This window comes from Paenibacillus sp. FJAT-26967 (assembly GCF_001541095.1).
Taxonomy (GTDB): domain Bacteria; phylum Bacillota; class Bacilli; order Paenibacillales; family NBRC-103111; genus Paenibacillus_F.
Window position 1 is genome coordinate 912,925 of the sequence record NZ_LMXH01000001.1, and the last position, 20,103, is coordinate 933,027.

Here is a 20,103-nt window from a genome sequence, read left to right on the forward strand (position 1 = left end):
ATGACATATGTGCAGATGTATATGCAGGTTTTTTTCGACTGGGTGATTAGGGCTTCGCTGATGGCAAGTGTGCTGGTTGTTCTCATTGTCATGATCAAATGGCTGCTCAGAAACAAGTTGCAGCCGAAGTGGCATTATCTCCTATGGTTGCCTGTTGTCATCCGGCTCGTTCTACCTTGGGCTCCAGAGAGCTCGTACAGCGTGTACAATCTATTGCCAATTAAGCAACAGTTGTCTAATGAATCCCTCATGGGCTCGCTCGATGATATTTCCAATCTTTATGAACGAAGAAATCAGTTGAAGAATAACGTGGATTCTCCGAGCGAATGGACACTCAAAGGTTCATCCGACGTTCATTCCGCTGCGAACGTTCCTGAGAAACAAGTCCATGCAAAGCAATCGTTTGAGGATCTATTATCTACAATAACGCTGCGAGACATTCTGTTGTTTGGTTGGTTGTTAGGGGTCATAGTCTTGAGTCTTGTAACCCTTATAGCCAATATCAATGTGTATAGACGAATTAAAAAACAGCCCAATGTAACCAATCCGGCGGTCTTACAAGTATTCGAGCAATGCAAACGCCAAATGTCGGTCAAACAACCGATTCTTCTAACCGAAACAGATGCAGTGCCGAGTCCTGCGGTTTATGGGTTTATGAAACCAAGGATTTTATTATCCCGTTCGTTGATTCGTTCGATGGATGCCGATCAATTCCGTTATATTTTCAATCATGAACTGGCACATATCAAGCGCAGGGATGTTGCGATGAATTGGCTTATGCATGTTCTGGTTATTTTACATTGGTTTAATCCGATTATGTGGGTTGTCTACGCACGAATGCGGGCAGACCAAGAGGTAGCCTGTGATGCATTAGCCTTGTCCTACATCCATGCTGAACACAAAGCAGCGTACGGTCAGACGATCATTAATTTATTGGAGCATTATGCAGGAGCCCGGAGATATCCAGGATTGGTCGGATTATCGGGCAATTACAAGCACCTGAAGAGGAGAATACTCATGATTAAACATTTCAAGAAAAATTCTTTTCGCTTATCTGTATTAGGATTAGCAACGCTAATAACTGTCTGCTCATTCTCATTAGTAAATGCGCAAGGGACACCGGCCGCGAATACCCAATTAAATGAAACAGTGGAAGTGGTAAAACTATCGCAGCCTGGAGGCGGCCAAAGCCCGACAGTTAAAACTGCGGAAGAAGCCAATCTGGTATTGCATAAGTATTTTAACTTGACTGGATTTTCACTTGTACCAGATGAGAGAGAAGTAGCCACTGCATCTTATGTAACCACAGACGACAGTATGCGTGTATGGATTGGTCCAAATAATAAAATAATCGGTATCAATGATATGAAGGCATGGAAAGATAAAAAAAATAGAAATGAAACGAAAAAAGAACAAATGATTTCAATAGACCTAATTAAAGAGAAAGCGATTCAATTGGCACAACCATTCCTTGACGTTAGTGTTCAAGAAGTCCAGATCTCAACAACACATCCTCACAATGATTCGTATATTACATTTGATATTATTCCTTCTTCCGAAGGCAGTCTTACTGGTGACCCTTTTCGTATATCTTTCGACCAATACACTGGAGCTATCTTGAATGTTAACCCTTAAAGATAACAAGCGAAGCACACGAAAAAGTGTGCTTCTTTTTTTGTAGGGGAAAGAACAAAGGTATGTCGCGTGCGCTAAATAAGTTAAAGCAGGCGAGTCTATCAAAATTCTCGTTTAAATACACCATAAAAAACGACCGTTTATCAGTACTTGAACCTTATAGGATCCGAGTTAATGAGGCTATACCGAATATGAATTGTCCTAATGTATTTGATAAACCAACGTCAGAAAACAAGCAGTTTATGAAAATATGTTGACCGATGTGTATCCAAACTGAATTTCTAAAAAGTGCGATGTCGTTAATGGCATTGCATTTTTTATTTTTAAAGACAGTTAGAGACAGCATGAACAGAATGTGTCGGGTGAGCCGTAACGGCGAGAAGCTAAACGGAAGCTCCGTTTTTCTGGGAAAAGCGCTGTACCGCCTTCAATGTAAATGCAACCTTCCTTCGGTGAAATTGCAAAGCTACATAAAATGCAAAGTTCGCTTGACATAAAATGCAAAGTAAACTATGCTAAAAAAGCAAAGTAAACATTGCAAGGGTGTGATATCTTGAAGACAAGAATTGCAGAACTGCGTAAGCAGCATAAGCTTTCACAGGAAGATCTAGGGAAAATCGTCGGTGTTACCCGACAAACCATCACCTCCCTTGAAAGGGGAAAGTATACGGCTTCCCTTATTCTTGCTTACAAAATTGCCAATTATTTTGGACTCGCCATAGAAGAAGTTTTTGATTTCAGCGAAGTGGAGGAAATGTAAATGGACAAGTACAAGATTAAAGTAAAAACTCGCAAAAACGTACTGTCACTGGTAGCTACAGCTATGCTATTGATCTATGTGGGACTTGTATTTTACCGAGGTGGACTACCCGATTTGCCGAGTTTTATAAAGGGATTTCACACAGGTGCTTTTATCGGGGTTGAAGTGGCCGTCGTTTTTTTCCTCATCAAGTATATAAAAGCCAGCAAAAATGAAGCCGAGTTGAAGAAGCAATATATAGAGGAGAATGACGAGCGGAGTGTAATGATACTCAAGAGTGCCAGTATTCTCAGCACAGCCATCATTATCATAGGTCTGGGCATTGCCTCCGTGATCGCCGGTTTCTTTAATTCCTTAATATTCTACACCTTACTAGTTTGCTTATTATTTGTTTTGATCGTATTTTTTACATTATGGATGTATTATGCGAAAAAACTTTAAGGGTTGGATCAAAGCAGAAAAGTATAATCTGAATAACAGAGTAAATTGTATAATGAGGTCATACAATAAATATTATATTTCTATAGATTGGATATTACACACAAAGAAGCGAGTCATTTAAATAATTTGCTTCTTTGTTGTTACTCCGGCATTCATTTCATTGATACAACAAACACTCATAAATTCCAATCACCCGACCTTTGCTTCCCGTTATTCGGGGAGCAGCACCGGAGCCGTGATAAGCCCCTAGCAGAAATACAGAAGTCACAAATTGTGTGTATCTTCATTTCAAAATCTTCTAAAGCTTGAAGATGGTGACTTTCCACCGATTTGCCCATACGCATATGCCAATCTTTCTGATAGGGATAGTAGGCGAGTATTTCATCAAATTCTGAATCCTTACAAGGAAATAAATTACTTCGTGAATATGTTGATAACTATGTAACAGATTTTCATTTATATAAGTCAAAAACAACAAACCATCATTCAAGGGCAGAGTGATGGTTTGTTGTTTTTGACTATTCATTTAATAAAGAATAACGATCGGAATTAGTGGGGAATGTTATCAAGTTCTTGTCATCCGGTGTCGGATGACAAGAACTTATATCGTTTGCCGTATTAGGACAAGAACATATATCGTTAACCGTAATTGAGAATAATTCTCATGAGGTAGTGTGGTTTAATGTTTGAACAATCGTATAAAGTCCACGGTTGCCGACTTTAATATGGCTCGTACGCTCGTCCAGTGCTTGTTGCTTTGAAAAATTATTATCAGTAATGGATCAGGGGATAAAATTTTCAGGTCCGTTTGTTATGGATGTACGGAGAAAATAAAGTATTAGACGGTAAAAATATAGTTATGGACTGGGTAGGCAGGCAGCCCCAGCAAATAGCGATGATGTATAGATTTCTCTCCTATAGTTTGTATGTGCGATGACACTATTTCAATCAATTGCTCAGGGAATGCCAGATATGCTACTCCGATGAGACTGCCGTCTGGCCGGTGTTGTCCCACGTATTCCTTGATAAGACTTAAAACCTGCTCGGAATGTTCCATCAAATCCCTCCAGCACGCGATCGAGAATTTCCAGCGTCATTCGGGTCTGCGCCCCGATATCACCATCGCCTAGGAACGCGCCCCTTATCGTGGGAAAACTGTCCTGAAATGTTGATGGTTCCGATGACGCTGTAACTCTGGGTGATGCCGTGATCCCAAAGATCACGCATTATTATTCTCTCCTTCTGTCGCTCTTTCATTATAAACGGGCCTAGTCCGGTAACGCCGATAACCGCGGCATGATTAAAGAAAGGGCCTCCCGCAAAGGATGGCCCTAAAACTTGCCTATACAGACAGCGCGCAGACCCCTATCACAAGTAGGGCGAAAAGGGGATGAGCTACCCGCGACTGGCGGAAAAGCCGAATCAAATGGGCTGCTGCGTGTTTCATGGAGGTAAAGATAAAGGATAGACCGGTTCAGTCCGTTCCCGTATACAGCATGGACAGTGCCCAGTAAAGCGATCAAGTCAACGAGGCTTTACCGGAGGCTAGGGTCGCTTTTTGTTCTTTCCGCCAGATTCGTAATCGATTCAATGTCTTGATCGGTTAATTGATTCAGAAAATACTTGCGTATTGCCATTGAGACGATGGGTAAGGCCTCATCCAAAGCTGCTTTTCCGGCAGAAGTAATGATGACCTGGACACCACGATATGCGTCTAATGGGCTCCTTATAACAAGGCCCCGTTTTTCCATCCGCGTCAAATGATGGGATAATCTGCTCTTATCCCAGTTCATCGAGTCGGCTAGTTCCTGTTGGCGAAGCTTGCCATCTCCGAATTGTACTAATCGGTCTAATATTCCAAAGTCTCCTTCTGATAGTCCTGTATGTTCAGAAAGCTCCTGAACAACGCGACCGAAGATTCGCTTAAATGAACCTTTCCACATATTCCATATTCGCATTTCATCTTCGCTTACTTTGTTGGTATCCATGAAGGTATAATACCACGGTTGACACGTCAACCACAAGGTGTTAATCTACTCTTAGGTTGTCATGTCAACATCAAAAGAAACCGACGTACCAACCAATTGAGCAGTAAAGCCTCAAGAAAGGGGTTATTTTTTATGCAGGATAAACCCGTGACCTTGGTCACCGGGGCCAATAAATCAATCGGTCTTCAAATCGCGAAAGATCTCGCGGCGCACGGCTTCACTGTGCTCGTCGGCTAGCGCAATCTCGTGAAAGGGGAGACGGCCGCGAAGAGCGTCGGAGCGGATGCCCGCGTCCTCCAACTCGACGTTACAAATCAGGATTACATTTCCGCCGCGGCAGAGTGCATCCGCAGCGAGCTCGGTCGTCTCAATGTGCTCGTGAACAACGCGGGTATATCGCTCATGGGTCAGCCGGGCAGGCCTCTCGAGGAGGTCGGGAAGTCGGGGCGCCCAAGCGTAGCATCTCTAACGTGTTCGGCAGCATCGCTGTCACGCCAGCGATGCTGTCGCTCCTTCGTGAAGCGCCGGCAGCGCGTATCGTCAACGTATCGAGCGGCTCGGGCTCCCTAACGTTGAACGCGGATCCTACTAATTCACATCGCGAGATGTTCGGTGCCGTTTACAGCCCTTCGAAGACGGCTCTCAATGCGATTACGCTCGCCTTCGCCATCGAACTCGAAATGCCCCGGCTTCACCGCGACGACTCTCAACAACTTTGAGGGCACGGGCACCGTCGAGCAATCCGCGCGACATCCCGTGCGCCTTGCGCTCCTTGGCGGGGACGGTCCGACATGCACATTCTCAAACGAAAGACGTCAACTCCCGTGGTGATGTAGTCTCGAGCACTGGCGCACAGAGATATGTGTAGACAACCTGAAGGCGTGAATGCCTTACCAGTATCCTTAAGGAGTGTGTTATCAAATGGAATATGTAAAACTTGGACGCAGCGGCTTGGATGTTTCGCGGTTAAGCCTTGGAACCATGAGCTTCGGAGTACCTGAACGCGGCAATACCCCATGGTCGTTGAATGAAGAGCAAAGCAGACCGATCATTAAAAAAGCACTAGAATTGGGCATCAACTTCTTCAGTACCGCAAATATGTATTCCGACGGAACAAGCGAAGAAATTCTTGGACGTGCCTTAAAGGACTTCTCTCGTCGTGACGAAGTCGTCATTGCGACAAAGATCTTTGTTCCGATGCGCAAAGGTCCAAATGCTCTGGGGCTTTCCCGTAAAGCTATCATGACCGAAGTTGATAACAGTCTAAGGCGACTCGGAACAGACTATGTCGATTTGTACCAGATTCATCGGTGGGATCCTAGTACGCCAATTGAGGAGACCGTGGAGGCTCTTCACGATTTAGTTAAGGCGGGCAAGGTCAGATACATTGGTGCATCCTCCATGCTGGCATGGCAGTTTGCGAAAGCTCAACATGTTGCAGAGCGCAACGGCTGGACACGGTTCGTTTCTATGGAGAATAGATTAAACCTGCTCTATCGGGAAGAAGAACGAGAAATGCTCCCCCTTTGCAGAGACGAGGGAGTTGGCATCACTCCTTACCTGCCATTGGCTGCAGGCCGGTTAACCCGGGATTGGAATGAGCAGACCGCGCGATCAGAGAAGGACCAGGTAGCAAAGGTACTATTTGTTAAAACGGAAGAGGCTGATCGTAAAGTTGCGGAAAGAGTTGCGGAAGTTGCCACTGACCGGGGAATTCCACGTGCACAAGTTGCACTTGCATGGTTGTTGCAAAAGGAAGAGGTCACAGCTCCAATTATCGGCTCAACTAAGATCAGTCATCTCGAAGACGCGCTTTCGGCGTTGTCGGTTAAATTGACAGCCGAAGAAATTATGAGTTTAGAAGAACTTTATATACCGCATCCATTAGTATAAATTGAATACATATACACAACGACTCTTCGGGCGAACATTTCTACGGTGTTCGCCCTCTTATTTGGTTGTTCATGAGAGTGCCGGGTCTACCTGTTTACCTGTTACTTGGAGGGGAGTATTTTCATGCCTGGAACCCAGTTAGTGGGAAACAGAAGCTAAGCATTCTAGGGGAGATCGAACAGAGTGGTCTCAAAGCCACAGCCCAAATAAATGAGATTAACAAATCAAGCTTAGTTGCATGGCGGCGCCGGAACGAGCTTTATGGTAGCGAAGGACTAGAGATTCGAACTCGCAATCGTAGCTATTCCTCGGAACTTAAACTTTAAGCCGTGAAAGATTATCTTGATAGGGAAATGTCCTATCATCAGGTCATCGATACGTATAAAATTGCAATTAGAACGCAGCTTTCCAACTGGATTAATAATTACAATGGTCATAGCGGCTTAATAACCTACACAGGGAGAACAAGTGCTATGACAAAGGGGCGTTCTACATCATGGCAGGAACGGTTAGAGATAGTTCAGTACTGCCTAGCGCATAACCATGACTACAGGAAGTCGGCAGAAAAGCAGCATCAGGTCTCCTACCAACAAGTCTTCTACTAGTGGGTGAAGAAATTTGAGGACGACGGCGAGGAAGCCCTGTGAGACGGATGAGGGCGTAAGAATACAGAGTAAGAGTAAATCAATGCGGATCATGTCATTTAACGATATAAGTCCGGCACGAAATTCGCGGCTTTTTTTATTTTACTTAGCTATATAACTGATAGGTCTGTACAAAATCCAAATTTTGTCGTATAAGGAAAATGGAACAATATTTCCAGGCGGTTCGATCCGTCCTATATTTTTGGAGCCGAACAAAGTAAGGAGAGCTTATGACTACTATTGATAGGATATTTATAAGCATTTTTGTCATTGTCATTGTAGCGATTGGCGGGTTCATAGCCATGGTTTTTGCCGCATTGAGCGGGATGGGCACGTTCTATCTGATTTTTATCGTGGCGGCGATAGCTTTATTCATAACACTGGCCCTGCTTAGAATCTTTAAGGTCCTAACAACCAGACAATTTAACATAACACTTGCTTCTAGTGCAGCGATTTGCGGTCTGGTGCTGGCCGGTTATGAAATCAATAAAGCATATTTGGGCAGCATTACGATGAAAGAACAAGAGGTTGATCTAAACGCCTATAAGCCTTTCATGAAATCAACCAAGGCGGTTGCGCTGGAAGAGCCTTCTTCCTTCAAACTGGAGAACGATTTGCCCCGGCTGGACGGAGCTACGGCGCTTTATCCTTTGTATGCCGGAATTGCCCAGGCGGTCTATCCTGAAGCGGATTATGACATTTCTAACAGCGCAGTGATGTCGAGCAAGACGGATGGCGCTTATGAGAAGCTCATCCGGGGCGAGGTGGATATTATTTTCACAGCGGGCCCATCCAGACTGCAAAGACTTGATGCAGAGAGAAGCGGCCGGGAGCTTGTATTGACTCCGATCGGCCGCGAGGCTTTCGTCTTCTTCGTCAATTCGAGGAACCGTGTTAAAGATGTGACGCTGGAACAGATCCAGTCGATTTATTCCGGTCATCTGACGAATTGGCAAGAGCTTGGCGGGGACGACATGCCGATCCAGGCGTTCCAGCGTCCCGAGAACAGCGGAAGCCAGTCCGCGCTTCAAAAGCTGATGGAAGGAAAGAATCTGGTCACCCCGCCTCAAGAAGATGTCGCATCGGGAATGGGCGGAATTATCCGCAATGCGGCAAACTACCGGAACCACAAGAATGCGGTGGGGTATTCCTTTCTTTTCTACGCAACGCAAATGACCCGAGAAGATAAGATCCGCCTGCTCAGTATTAACGGCGTACAGCCAAGCAGAGTCAACATCCAGAACAAATCTTATCCGTTAACTTCGGAGTTCTATGCGGTGACCCTTGGCAGTAAGAACCCCAACGTAGACCGGCTGATTGACTGGATCTTATCACCGCAAGGCCAAGCTCTGGTTGAGAAAACAGGGTACACGCCTTTGAAGAAGCAGTGAAAATAAACAAGTACTAAGCCGGATCAGTCGATTTAAGTTATGGCCGCCAGGTTGAGGTATGCTGTAGACATAAAACCATTCATTACCTCTGTGTTTGAATCGGCGGGATTCCAGATTAAACCCTTCGCCAAGGCGGGCGGAGGGTTTACCAGTGTCATTCATGCGTTCAACTGCAATCCTTGGCAGCCGGCGGACCAAATGTCAGCCGGACGAGTGTGCCCCGCCCGGGTTCGCTCGATGCTTCGATCCGGCCGGCCTGCTGGATAACAAGCTGGCGGGCAATAGCCATGCCGAGTCCCGTTCCCCGGGTTTCCCCTTCTGTGTGGGTGCCCCGGTAATAGCGGTCGAACAGCTTCTCCAGCGTCTCTTCGTCCATGCCGATGCCGTTGTCGCGGATGTCGAGAACGAATCCGCCTCCCGGCGCACCGGTTAGCTTCACTTCGACCGGTGTAGCAGGAGGGTTATGACGGATCGCATTGGCGACCAGATTGTCCAGCACCCTGCGGAATGCTTGCCGGTCGATCGGATAGGCAACAAGAGCTGCCGCAGGTTCGAATGTCACATTCGCATCCGCAAACTCCGGGTCATTAATGACCTGGAGAATGCTGCGGCGCACAAATTCATTCAATTCCGTCTGCTCCGGTACAAACGGCTGCCCTCCGTTTTTGAGACGGAAGGTCAGACTCAGGTCGCCGGCAAGCTGCTCCATAAAATCGGCCTTGTCTTTAATGATGGCGGCAAATTCTTTAATCTCCGTCTCCGTCCATGTATACTGAGGCGCCTCCAGCATATGGGCGTAGCCCTTAATGGACGCGAGGGGCGTTCTGAGATCGTGTGATATTCCCGCGATCCACTCATCCCGCGTCCGCTCCAGCTGGGCGCGCGCTTCCTCGCTCTGGCGCAGCGCTTCCGAGAGCTGCTGCAGCGTCTGCATGACGTCGCTGTACAAGCGGAAGCGCTTCTTGAGCCGCCCGTCCTTGCGGCGGCTCCGGGGCTGCCCGCCGCTGCTGGCGGGTTCATCGTAGCTGCTGCGGCTAATTCGCCTGAGCCATGCCAGGATGTGCAGCATCGGTGTGCCGAAGCGGTGCCCATACCAGAAGGCAGCGCCGACAAGCAGCAGCAGCATCCCGGCGAACAGGCCCAAGAAGGCGGCAACCGCCGCCTGGGGCACTGTCTCCGGGAAGGTGCCGGTACTATCGCTTCGCTGCGGCACCGAGACGACCCAGGTGCGTCCATCGGCTTCGCTGAGGGACGCCAGATCGTAGCCGTAGCGTTCGCTGTGCTGGGAGCGGAGCGCCAGATCTTGCAGGCTGTAAGCCGAAGGAAGATCTGGCGGCTTGCGGAAGGCCGCCCGTTCCTCGCCTTCCGGACTCAGCAGCTGGACGGCTGCGCCTGCTGCGATGAGCTTTTGCTGCAGCGGCTGGGGAAGATGGAGCTGCCCGTCTTCGTAGACGGAAGTTCCATCCCGTGCTCCGGCCTCCATAGGTTCGTCTTTCGAAGCTTTAGTTAATGCTTCAGTTCCTTCATCTTCTTCCTTCGCTTCTTCATTTGCTCCTGCTGCTCCACTGCCGGCCTTCGGAGCTTTATCCGCTTCTCCTGCCAGAGCTGCACTCCTTGACACCTCTTCGACGAGAATCCGTTCGATGCTTCTTTTGCCGTACAGGAGCGTGTACGTATTCCCATTCTTCTCTTCGATCCACAAATAAAGCGCATAGGGAAAAGGTTTGCGGCCTGACCAGTAATCCACGAATTCACCCGGGAGGTAGCGGTCTGGAACATCGGCGGGAACTCCGTATGAATGGGTGACCGAGCCGTCATCATCCAGAACCTGGAGCCAGCCGCCCTGGCGGAGAGCCTGATCCAGAAGCTTACTGTCAAATGTGATGCGCTCGTTTTCCGTGCGGATCGAATCGACTAGTTTCGTCATCCCGGCATTTGTAAAATCCTGATTCATTTCGATTCGGGTAATTTCATTGAAAAAATAAGAAACCGCGCCGCCGACCAGCAGCAGAATTAAGAATCCGATCGTTACCAGTTGAGCGATAAACCGGAGTATGAGCCGTTTTCTAACGTCCACGGTCAGGCTCCTCCTGCTGCGCAGGCCGCACAAGCTTATAACCGAGCCCGCGAACGGTCACGAGCAGCTTCGGTTCTCCGGGATTCTTCTCGATCCGCTCCCGGATGCGATGAACGTGCACCATCACCGTGTTATCGTCACCGAGGCTGTCGGTCCCCCAGACTTTCTCATACAACTGCTGCTTACTGAAAATCCGGTTAGGATTGCGGCACAAAAACAGCAGGAGCTGGTATACCTGAGCCGGACAGGAGTGGCTGCGTCCCTCGACAATAAGTTCCCCGGCCAGCGCGTCCAGCTGAAAACGGCCGTAATCGTACCGTTCACCCGGAACAAGGTCCGGGTAAGAGAGGGACTCACGGGCTGCGGATAAGGGGTCTTGGTTTGGCCGATATTTGCCGACATGAGGCTGCACCTGCCTGCGGAGTCTGGCTTTGATGCGAGCCACTACTTCCAGCGGGTTGAAAGGTTTTGTTATATAATCGTCTCCGCCGAGTGCGAATCCCGTAAGTTTGTCGAAATCCGAACCCCTTGCCGTCAGAAAAAGAACCGGTGCATCCGTTATTGAACGTATAAGAGGGCAAATATCGAATCCGCTTTTTCCGGGCAGCATAACATCCAGCAGAATAAGCGCATAAGGCTTCCGCCGGCACGCTTCGAAAGCCTCTTCTGCAGTTGCAGCGGTGTCTATGTCGGTAAAACCTTCTTTTCCGAGTACTTTTGTGAGCATATGTAGAATAGCCGATTCATCATCAACGATCAGAATGCTGGCTTCGTTCATAACGTCTGACACACTCCTTCGCAGAGCCTCATTGCTGCTTGTTTACTGTCATCATACCATGAATGGCTGAACGTAAAAGAAACGCAATCTTAACAGAAGCTTACGGAACCGGATGACTTTTTGAAGGAAAATTAAGGAAGGTGTAAGGCGGTGTTACGCTTGGGATAACAACAGTCTGTTAAACTGTTAACCAAGCAACGAATTCACGCAGCACAATACGGGTCGGGGAAGGGAAAGGATGGGATGAGGATGATAGCAAGTAGCTGGGCGATGGCCGCCCTGCTGATTTTTTCGTCATGGACGGGATACGGGCCCGCAGATAGAGGCGGCAGTAACCCCCTTGTCGTAAGCAAACCGGAGGATAAGGGAGGCGCAGCAATGAGGCCGGAGCAGCTTGGCAAGTTTTTTCTAGAAGGAAAATTCGAGACTATTTACAGCCGCTTCAGTCCTGAATTTAAAGAGCAGGTGAGCTTGAAAGACGTGAAGAAACTGGGACGATCGTTTAACCGGGGAGTTAAATCGTATACCTTGCAGAGCAAAATGAATGTGGATGGAGCTTACCGCTATGTATGGACAGACGATTCGAAGTCCAAGGGCATCGTAGCGATAATCGATGCGAATAAGATCATTCACGGACTTCAAGCGCTTCCGCTGCAAACCTACCCGGATACGGACCAAGCATGGAGTCAAACAGAGTTTGAGCTTCCATTCAGGGGGGAATGGGATGTCGTATGGGGCGGGACCAACGTACTGCTTAACTACCATTACGAACATCAATCCCAGCGTTACGCTTATGATCTCGTGAGAATGAAAGATGGTTCCAGCTATTCCGGAGACGGAGCCAAACTGGAAAGTTACTATGCGTTTGGCCAAGAAGTTCTTGCCCCGGCTCCAGGTACTATCGTAAAAATGGAGAATGGCAAGCCCGATAACGAGATCGGACAGACCGATGCTGAGAATCCAGCCGGGAATCACGTTGTTATCGACCATGGAAACGGTGAGTTCAGTTATCTGGCGCACTTTAAGCAGGATTCCATCCTTGTGAAGCCAGGGGACCGGGTTAAATCGGGACAGAAGCTCGGGCTGGTCGGCAATTCCGGCAATACAAGCGAACCTCATATTCATTATCATGTATCCGACGGACCTGATTTGTTTGAGGCCAGCTCCATTCGGATCAAATTCAAAGGCGGTATGGATCCGCTGCAGGGACAGAAAGTTACAGGTGTGGAGTAACGAATAAGCGATACTATGATCAAGCGGATAGGATAAGCGAATATAGTCAGATCGGCAGGACAAAAAACCTTCCTCTGTCACGGGAGTTTCCATACCCGGCAGACGAAGGTTTTTTGGGGAGGTGCGTGTTACTTGTACGACAGGTTAGGCGAGCCGTGCCGTTCCGGCTTCAGTGCCCGGGCCGCCTGTGCCTATACCGTTACATCGGTCTGGGTCTGGGTAGTCCGGCGATTCCTGCGCCGCCGGCTGTATGTTCCGCCGGATCGGCCCCGCGGTTCAATTCCATCAGATGAATGACCTCCGACTGCGCGTTCCGGAGCGCCTCCTCCGGACTGCGGATTCCGAGCAGAGCTTCATCGATTTGAGATGCGATCACACTTTTGAAATCCGGTGCAGACAGCGGTTCCGCAAATAACCGGGTGACCTCGAGGTTACTGGAGACTGCCTGATAGACCGGATTGTCTGCCATTTGATTATTGTACATGACATCTTTGTTAGCGGACATTTCCATATTACGCAGAGACCAGGATTGCTGCGCTTCTGCACTTGTAAGGTACTCGATGAACTCCCATGCCGCCTCCGGGTGCTTGGCGCCTTGAGGAATCTCCAAAGCATAGCCGCTGCCGCTGCTCCAATGTCCGCTTCCGGCCTTTCTTTCGGGGATTGGTGCGACGCCGTAGTCCAGCTCCTCGCTGAATTCGCGAATAGAGGAGGAGAATGCAGGACTCTCGGTCATCATAGCCACTTTTCCGGTCAGGAACGGATTAATCTGCGTCTCTCTATAATCTTCATTCACAGCCGCTATCGTATCCTGCCCCAGTCTATCATCCCAACGGGCCAGCCATTCCAGAGCTTCTGTTTTGGCTTCCGTATGGATGACAAGTTGTCCGTTATCGTCGAAGAACCCCCTTCCTCCGTCCGCATTCATCATCCAGCTTTCTTCGCCAAAGCTTCCCCACAGCGGATAAAATCCGATCCGGTCATACCCGCCCCCGGAATTCCGGCGGTCGAGCTTTATGGCAGCCTGCTCCAGCTGATCCCATGTTTTCGGAGGAGTGTCCGGATCAAGTCCGGCTTCACGGAAAGCCTTCTTATTGTAGAAAAGAAGCCGCGTATCCGTGAGGAAAGGGAGGGCGTAAGCTTCGTCTTGGTATTGCACGGCTTCCCAGAGCCGGGGATAGAAACGTTCCTTCAGAACAGGGGCTTGCTCAATAAATTTGGATAAGTTCGTGTTCTGGTTATGAAAGGCTCTCTTCTCAACGGAAGCCAGATCGCTCACAATCACATCCGCCGGCTGGCGGGAAGCAACGGCATTGGAATTGGTCGCCTCCATTTCGTCCGCAGGAACAAACGTATGCTGGACGAGAATGGTGTCCTGTGCCTGGTTGAAATCCTCGATCATCTGCCGGATAGCCGCTCCCTGACTGTCTGAATTCCATGAACTCCAGAAATTCAGCACCGTTTTGCCGTATTGAGCCGCAGGAATCGGAGCCGCCTCATAAGGTTTCGCGCATCCTGACACCAGGAGAGCGAGCGCAGATAGGGTACAGACGGTCCAGGTGGCGGTTTGTAGTGGTCGCATTTACTCACTCCCCTCCAAAATTTGGATCTACTCAGTAGTACCCGGTAGAAATTATCGTGAATCTGCGCATGAATATTCTTTTTTTATGTTGTTGTAAAAAGTCGGATAAGCCGTTACTTTATAGGAAGAGCCCTATATTCAGATCGGCTCAGCCGGGATAAATTAGGAAAAAGGAATGCAACATAATGAATAAAAGTTCCGTCAATGAAAGTGGAGGTGAACATCATGAAAAAATTAACAACGACACTGTTGGCTGCAATGCTAGTATTCTCACTCGGTTCCTCCGCGCTAGCTTTTTCGGATATCAAAGGAAAACCGGAAGAGAAGGCTATTCTTTCTCTCAAAGAGAAGGGAATTGTGGACGGCATTGATGCCCAGCACTTTGCCCCTAATGCAACCATGACGGCTGCACAAGGCGTCCAACTCATCGTTAAGGCACTTGAACTTGATACAGGCAAAGTCCGGTTTATTCGAGCGCCTAAAGCAAGCGACAGCTTCCCCAAAGCGAAGGACGATGTCTGGTATTCGGAATCTTTCATAATCGCGGGCGTGAACAACCTGCCGGTCGATCGTGAAATTGATCCTCAGCAGATCATCACGAAAGAGCAGTTCGCGGAATGGCTCCATGCCGCTGTCGAGAAGACAGGACCTTACCCGGTTATCCAAATGTTCCAGCTAATCGGGGATGAAGATCAGATTACTCCCGGCAGCATGAATGCGATTCAGGTTCTTCTTCTGACGAAGATCGCGAAGCTGGATGAGAAAGGCAACTTCCAGCCGAAGAAGCCGATCAACCGCTATGAGGCGGCAGTCTTGGCTTATAACGCGATGGAGTTTGTGGCCAAGCACAAAGCTGACGCCGGCGTACCGGCAGCACCGCAGCCTGCGGAAGACATCAAGGTCAGCGTGACGAAGGATAGCGAAGAGTTTAACAAAGTGACGCTCTCACGCGGGCTGATGCCTAATCCGGGTTATGGGATTTCCATTGACCGGGTTGAATACGTAACGGCTGAAGAAGCCGTTGTATACTACACGCTCCGTGCACCGGACCCTACCAAGATGTATCCGGCTGTTATGACTGAGGTGGAGGCTTCCACAACGGTCAAGGCCGGCTACAAGGTGACAGCTGCCGCATCCAAATAAGGAAATTCACCACATCATCCTTAATGACGTTAAGCCATACAGGCCGCTTGGTCCGTTTACCGGTTCGAACAAGCGGCAGGTCTGACAACGACAAAAACCTCACTTCCGATAACAAGGAAGTGAGGTTTTTGTCGTTGAGGAGTGTAGCGGCCGAGGCCATCCGGCTTATTCTCACGCAGGCAGGTTGTCCGGTTGGTGTGAAGTTATACCCGGGAGGATGACTGTGTGAACGATGCTTATACTTCACATGGACACGCTGTCATGCGCTGAATCTGACTAAGGATCAAGGTCCGGTTTACGCTCCGGTCACGGCATACTCAGCGGTGCTGGGCTTGCTCGGCAGATGATGAATCGAGCGGACGTACCGGATCGTACGCGTCTTGGCTCGCATCACGATCGAATGCGTCTCCGCACGCTCGGCCGGCAGGAATCTGACGCCGCCCAGGAAATCGCCCGGCGTGATGCCCGTCGCGGCGAAGATGACATCGTCATCGCCGATCATATCCTCCAGACGCAGCAGCTTCGCGGGATCGTCTATGCCCATGGTCCGGCAGCGGGCGACATCTTCGTCGCTTCCCGGCATGAGGCGGCCCTGCAGCTCGCCGCCCAGGCAGTGCAGCGCGGCTGCTGCCAGAACGCCTTCCGGCGCGCCGCCGGAGCCGATGTAGAGATCCACGCCGGATTCAGGGAAAGCCGGCGCCATTGCTCCAGCGACATCTCCGTCGCTGAGGAGTTTCAGGCGCACGCCTACTTTGCGGAGCACCGCGATATGCTCTTCGTGGCGGTCGCGGTCAAGAATGGAGACCGTCAGGTCGGATATATTCTTGTCCAGCAGCCGCGCGGCTTTGAGCAGGGTCTCCTCCAGAGGCTCGTCCAGGCTCAGCTTGCCTTCCAGAGCGGGTCCTACCGCGAGCTTTTCCATATACATGTCAGGCGCATGAAGGAGTTTGCCCTTATCGGCAGCAGCAATAACAGCCAGCGCATTGTTTAAGGATTTGGACACCAGCTCGGTTCCTTCAACCGGGTCGACTGCAATGTCCACTTCCGGCCCGTCTCCGCTGCCTACTTGCTCCCCGATATACAGCATAGGAGCTTCATCCATTTCCCCTTCGCCGATGACAACCGTTCCCTTCATAGAAACAGAGCGGAATGAATCCCGCATCGCAGCTGTTGCCGCGCCGTCTGCTTCATTCTTGTTGCCGCGGCCCATCCAGTGGGCTGCAGCCAGCGCTGCCGCTTCCGTTACACGCACAATTTCCAAGGATAGTTCTCTTTGCATTCCATTTCCCTCCACAGGCCAATTATGAGTCATATATAATCTAATGTGTTGTACTTAATAATAATATATGATATAAAAAAGGAGAAATCAATCCTTATTTGAGGATGATTGCAGATGACGCCGGTCCATGGGTAGATTTATGAGCTGCTGATGAACAAACTTTTCTCTTTTTAAAAGAATGAAAGGGTGTTCATACATGTTTGGTATTATGACGTCATATATCTCAATAAGTACCATTATCCAATAAGAGGAGCGATGAACGATGGAGAAAGTGAAATCGGAGAATCTGCTGGGAACCCTGCTTTGCAAGTGGTGCGACCGGGTATTGGGTGAGTTGGATACGGAGAGAGTGATGGTCTATTACATGGAATGCAGCGACAGAGCCTGTACAGGGGCAGCAGATAAAAAGGGAGTGGAAACGAATGAGCAAGCAGTGGCTAATGCACTTTGAAGAAGGAAACCAATCTTTAGCAGGATTACTGGGGGGCAAGGGGGCGAATCTTGCCGAGATGACAAGAGCAGGTCTGGCTGTTCCTCCGGGTTTTACGATCACGACGGAAGCCTGCAGGGCTTACTATTCAGAAAGCCGGCTGCCAGAGGGACTCTTCCGGGAAGTGCGCGAAGCGATGACGGTACTTGAGGTCCGCAAGGGCCAGCGTTTCGGGGATGCGGCTGCGCCGCTCCTCGTTTCCGTCCGTTCGGGATCGGTTACTTCGATGCCGGGCATGATGGATACCATTCTCAATCTGGGTCTGAATGACGAGACCGTACAAGGACTGGCGGCGGCTACGAATAACCCCCGGTTCGCTTATGACTGCTACCGGAGGCTTATTCAAATGTTCGGGACAGTAGTGTTCGGAATAGAGGGCGCCTGGTTCGAGAAGAAACTGCATGCTTTAAAAGAAGCGTACGCAGTGCAGTCGGATCAATCCGTTACGGCGGAGGCGTGGCAGGAACTGATCGGCACGTACAAATCCCTTATCCTCAAAAGAGCGGGAACTGCCTTCCCGCAGGATGTGTACGAGCAGCTTCATATGGCGGTCGAAGCCGTCTTCCGGTCCTGGAATAATTCACGAGCGCAAATATACCGCCGCCTGAACGGGATTCCCGATGAACAAGGCACGGCGGTTAATATACAGGCTATGGTTTTCGGCAATATGAACGAAGCAAGCGGGACAGGGGTTGTTTTTACAAGAAATCCAAGTACGGGTGAGAGAGTACTGTTCGGCGAATACCTGACAAACGCCCAGGGAGAAGATGTAGTAGCCGGTGTCCGCACGCCGCAGCCTATCGCCGGACTTCAGCAGGACATGCCTGCCGTCTATGAGCAGCTTGTCGCAATGGCGGGTCTTCTGGAGAAGCATTACAGGGATATGCAGGACATCGAGTTCACCGTTGAAAACAGCACGCTCTACATGCTGCAGACGCGCAGCGGCAAACGTACCGCCCAGGCCGCTATGCGGATTGCCGTAGAACTGGTCCGGGCCGGCATCCTTACGAGAGAAGAAGCGCTGATGCGGGTAGAGCCTTCGCACCTGGACCAGCTCCTTCATCCGAGTCTGGATGAAAGCGCCGCTCCTGCCGCGCTGGGCGCCGGTCTGCCCGCTTCACCGGGCGCGGCTTGCGGACAAGCTGTTTTCACCGCGGATGAAGCGCAGGCGCAGGCGCGAAGCGGCAAGGCCGTTATCCTCGTCCGCACGGAGACGACGCCGGAAGACATCCATGGTGTGCTGGCTGCCCGCGGGGTGCTGACTTCCCGCGGCGGCATGACCAGCCATGCGGCTGTTGTTGCCCGCGGAATGGGCAAGCCGTGCGTCTGCGGCTGTGAAGCGCTTGTCATTCACGCGAAGCAGCGCCGGGCCGTAATCGGCGGACAGACGATCGCCGAAGGCGACTGGCTGACGATTGACGGCGCAACCGGCCGCGTCATGATCGGCGAGGTGCCGCTGAAGGAGGCAGACATGTCCGCGGAATTGCTGGAGATGCTGCAGTGGGCGGACGATGTGCGCGGCATGAAAGTCTATGCCAACGCGGACAATCCGGAAGATGCGGCTAAAGCCCGCAGCTTCGGAGCCGAAGGCGTCGGCCTGTGCCGCACGGAGCACATGTTCCTATCGCCGCAGCGCCTGCCCATCGTCCAGAAGATGATTCTGGCCGATACGGAAGCTGTGCGCGCTGAGGCGCTTGAGGAGCTGCTGCCGATGCAAAGAGGCGATTTCGCCGCGATCTTCCGCGCGATGGCAGGGCTGCCGGTGACTATCCGGCTGCTGGACCCGCCGCTGCACGAGTTCCTGCCGAATCTGGAGGATCTTCTCATGCGCCATGCGCACCTGTCGGCTGCACGCAAAGAACAGGCCGGCTATGAGCTGGAGACGGATGGGAGTCCGGAAACCCCGGCAGCAGCTAGCAGCAATGAGCGGAGCTCCGGACAAGTGGTACGCTCGGAAGTTTCCAGAGAATTAGCACCTAATGCAGGGTGTAATTCTTCCGAACCGGACCTGGAGCTTCAACAGCTGGAAGCGTTGATCCGCAAAGTGCGCGGGCTTCACGAGGTGAACCCGATGCTCGGTCAGCGGGGCTGCCGTCTCGGAATTCTTTTCCCCGAGATTTACGGCATGCAGATCGAGGCGATCTTTGCCGCTGTGCAAGACTGTATCCGCGATGGCATCGAGGTGTCGCCGGAGATTATGATTCCGCTTGTCGGTCATGCTAACGAGCTTCGCATCATGCGTGAGCTGGTCGACCAAGTCGCGCAGAAGATGCTGGGTGACAACCGGAATGCGGTCCCTTACCGAGTGGGCACCATGATCGAGGTGCCGCGGGCCGCTTTGACTGCGCCTCAGATTGGGGCGCATGCCGATTTCTTCTCGTTCGGTACGAACGACCTCACGCAGATGACATTCGGCTACAGCCGTGATGACGCGGAAGGCAAGTTCCTGACACACTATGTAGAGAATAAGCTGCTGCCGGACAACCCCTTCCAGGTGCTTGACCGTGACGGCGTGGGGCAATTAATCGACCTCGCGGTCACCCGTGCCCGCGCGCTGAAGCCTAAACTGAAGACAGGCGTGTGCGGCGAGCATGGAGGCGACCCGAAGTCGATCCGGTTATGCCGCGAGATGGGCCTTGACTATGTGTCGTGTTCACCTTACCGGGTTCCGATTGCCAGAATTGCCGCTGCCCAGGCGGAAATCGAAGCGGCCGAAGCGGAGAAAAACAGCTCGGCAGAGCAGCAAAAGATTGTATCGTGACGGCATTT

The 20,103-nt window shown here is 50.6% G+C and carries 15 protein-coding genes and 1 pseudogene; 10 read left to right on the forward strand and 6 right to left on the reverse strand.

Translation table 11 applies throughout. The features are described from left to right. The 3 genes from AR333_RS04020 to AR333_RS04030 all read left to right on the forward strand — a co-directional run bounded on the left by AR333_RS04020 (position 1) and on the right by AR333_RS04030 (position 2,836). Positions 1–1,635 carry a M56 family metallopeptidase gene (locus tag AR333_RS04020; protein WP_068774024.1) on the forward strand — a complete coding sequence of 545 codons (1,635 nt, stop codon included), beginning with the start codon at positions 1–3 and terminating at the stop codon, positions 1,633–1,635. A gap of 553 nt (positions 1,636–2,188) precedes the next feature. Beyond that, positions 2,189–2,395, forward strand: coding sequence for a helix-turn-helix transcriptional regulator (locus AR333_RS04025; protein WP_068774025.1), 207 nt, complete (start codon positions 2,189–2,191; stop codon positions 2,393–2,395). Then, positions 2,396–2,836: a hypothetical protein gene (locus AR333_RS04030; RefSeq protein WP_068774026.1), complete on the forward strand. Its 441-nt coding sequence runs from the start codon at positions 2,396–2,398 to the stop codon at positions 2,834–2,836. Positions 2,837–3,776: 940 nt separating this feature from the next. Here the strand turns inward: AR333_RS04030 and AR333_RS25285 are convergent. Together AR333_RS25285 and AR333_RS04040 are read right to left on the reverse strand one after the other, a co-directional pair. Next, positions 3,777–4,093: pseudogene (locus AR333_RS25285) on the reverse strand (RidA family protein); the annotation flags it as partial. Between the two features lie 278 nt (positions 4,094–4,371). After that, entirely contained in the window at positions 4,372–4,824 is a 453-nt protein-coding gene (locus AR333_RS04040; protein ID WP_068775112.1) for a MarR family winged helix-turn-helix transcriptional regulator, read from the reverse strand. 246 nt (positions 4,825–5,070) lie between these two features. Between AR333_RS04040 and AR333_RS25290 the strand changes: the two genes are divergently transcribed. The 3 genes from AR333_RS25290 to AR333_RS04055 all read left to right on the forward strand — a co-directional run bounded on the left by AR333_RS25290 (position 5,071) and on the right by AR333_RS04055 (position 8,752). Further along, the gene (locus tag AR333_RS25290; protein ID WP_253735706.1) at positions 5,071–5,394 is read left to right on the forward strand and encodes an SDR family NAD(P)-dependent oxidoreductase; all 324 of its coding nucleotides are present in this window, start codon (positions 5,071–5,073) and stop codon (positions 5,392–5,394) included. Between the two features lie 351 nt (positions 5,395–5,745). Beyond that, positions 5,746–6,717 (forward strand): aldo/keto reductase, encoded by a 972-nt coding sequence (locus tag AR333_RS04050; RefSeq protein WP_068774027.1) that lies wholly within the window; start codon positions 5,746–5,748, stop codon positions 6,715–6,717. Positions 6,718–7,591: 874 nt separating this feature from the next. Beyond that, entirely contained in the window at positions 7,592–8,752 is a 1,161-nt protein-coding gene (locus tag AR333_RS04055) for a PstS family phosphate ABC transporter substrate-binding protein (protein WP_068774028.1), read from the forward strand. A 166-nt stretch (positions 8,753–8,918) separates the two neighbouring features. On the opposite strand, the gene AR333_RS04060 is transcribed toward AR333_RS04055, so the two are convergent. Beyond that, complete coding sequence (locus AR333_RS04060; protein WP_068774029.1) at positions 8,919–10,829, reverse strand: HAMP domain-containing sensor histidine kinase; 1,911 nt, start codon at positions 10,827–10,829, stop codon at positions 8,919–8,921. Beyond that, positions 10,819–11,607: a response regulator transcription factor gene (locus AR333_RS04065; RefSeq protein WP_068774030.1), complete on the reverse strand. Its 789-nt coding sequence runs from the start codon at positions 11,605–11,607 to the stop codon at positions 10,819–10,821. The genes AR333_RS04060 and AR333_RS04065 overlap by 11 nt, the downstream gene beginning before the upstream one ends. A gap of 249 nt (positions 11,608–11,856) precedes the next feature. Between AR333_RS04065 and AR333_RS04070 the strand changes: the two genes are divergently transcribed. Continuing rightward, complete coding sequence (locus AR333_RS04070) at positions 11,857–12,840, forward strand: M23 family metallopeptidase (RefSeq protein ID WP_253735707.1); 984 nt, start codon at positions 11,857–11,859, stop codon at positions 12,838–12,840. Positions 12,841–13,039: 199 nt separating this feature from the next. Here the strand turns inward: AR333_RS04070 and AR333_RS04075 are convergent, their stop codons facing one another. After that, positions 13,040–14,422 (reverse strand): ABC transporter substrate-binding protein, encoded by a 1,383-nt coding sequence (locus AR333_RS04075; RefSeq protein ID WP_068774032.1) that lies wholly within the window; start codon positions 14,420–14,422, stop codon positions 13,040–13,042. Between the two features lie 225 nt (positions 14,423–14,647). On the opposite strand from AR333_RS04075, the gene AR333_RS04080 reads away from it, so the two are divergent. Next, on the forward strand, positions 14,648–15,565 hold the full coding sequence (locus AR333_RS04080) for an S-layer homology domain-containing protein (protein WP_253735708.1): 918 nt from the start codon (positions 14,648–14,650) through the stop codon (positions 15,563–15,565). A 295-nt stretch (positions 15,566–15,860) separates the two neighbouring features. On the opposite strand, the gene glpX is transcribed toward AR333_RS04080, so the two are convergent. Further along, on the reverse strand, positions 15,861–16,844 hold the full coding sequence (gene glpX, locus AR333_RS04085; protein WP_068774034.1) for a class II fructose-bisphosphatase: 984 nt from the start codon (positions 16,842–16,844) through the stop codon (positions 15,861–15,863). 262 nt (positions 16,845–17,106) lie between these two features. Here glpX and AR333_RS04090 point away from each other — a divergent pair, with 262 nt between their 5' ends. Together AR333_RS04090 and ppdK are read left to right on the forward strand one after the other, a co-directional pair. After that, complete coding sequence (locus AR333_RS04090; RefSeq protein ID WP_068774035.1) at positions 17,107–17,295, forward strand: hypothetical protein; 189 nt, start codon at positions 17,107–17,109, stop codon at positions 17,293–17,295. Next, positions 17,267–20,095, forward strand: a complete 2,829-nt coding sequence (ppdK, locus tag AR333_RS04095; protein WP_068774036.1) for a pyruvate, phosphate dikinase — start codon at positions 17,267–17,269, stop codon at positions 20,093–20,095. The genes AR333_RS04090 and ppdK overlap by 29 nt, the downstream gene beginning before the upstream one ends. Positions 20,096–20,103: the final 8 nt, after the last annotated feature.

Bases quoted from the DNA above. Each gene is read 5' to 3' on its own strand.
- AR333_RS04020 (WP_068774024.1), top strand. From the start codon at position 1: ATGACATATGTGCAGATGTATATGCAGGTTTTTTTCGACTGGGTGATT.
- AR333_RS04030 (WP_068774026.1), top strand. From the start codon at position 2,396: ATGGACAAGTACAAGATTAAAGTAAAAACTCGCAAAAACGTACTGTCA.
- AR333_RS04040 (WP_068775112.1), bottom strand. From the start codon at position 4,824: ATGGATACCAACAAAGTAAGCGAAGATGAAATGCGAATATGGAATATG.
- AR333_RS04050 (WP_068774027.1), top strand. From the start codon at position 5,746: ATGGAATATGTAAAACTTGGACGCAGCGGCTTGGATGTTTCGCGGTTA.
- AR333_RS04055 (WP_068774028.1), top strand. From the start codon at position 7,592: ATGACTACTATTGATAGGATATTTATAAGCATTTTTGTCATTGTCATT.
- AR333_RS04065 (WP_068774030.1), bottom strand. From the start codon at position 11,607: ATGAACGAAGCCAGCATTCTGATCGTTGATGATGAATCGGCTATTCTA.
- AR333_RS04070 (WP_253735707.1), top strand. From the start codon at position 11,857: ATGATAGCAAGTAGCTGGGCGATGGCCGCCCTGCTGATTTTTTCGTCA.
- AR333_RS04075 (WP_068774032.1), bottom strand. From the start codon at position 14,422: ATGCGACCACTACAAACCGCCACCTGGACCGTCTGTACCCTATCTGCG.
- AR333_RS04080 (WP_253735708.1), top strand. From the start codon at position 14,648: ATGAAAAAATTAACAACGACACTGTTGGCTGCAATGCTAGTATTCTCA.
- glpX (WP_068774034.1), bottom strand. From the start codon at position 16,844: ATGCAAAGAGAACTATCCTTGGAAATTGTGCGTGTAACGGAAGCGGCA.
- AR333_RS04090 (WP_068774035.1), top strand. From the start codon at position 17,107: ATGGAGAAAGTGAAATCGGAGAATCTGCTGGGAACCCTGCTTTGCAAG.
- ppdK (WP_068774036.1), top strand. From the start codon at position 17,267: ATGAGCAAGCAGTGGCTAATGCACTTTGAAGAAGGAAACCAATCTTTA.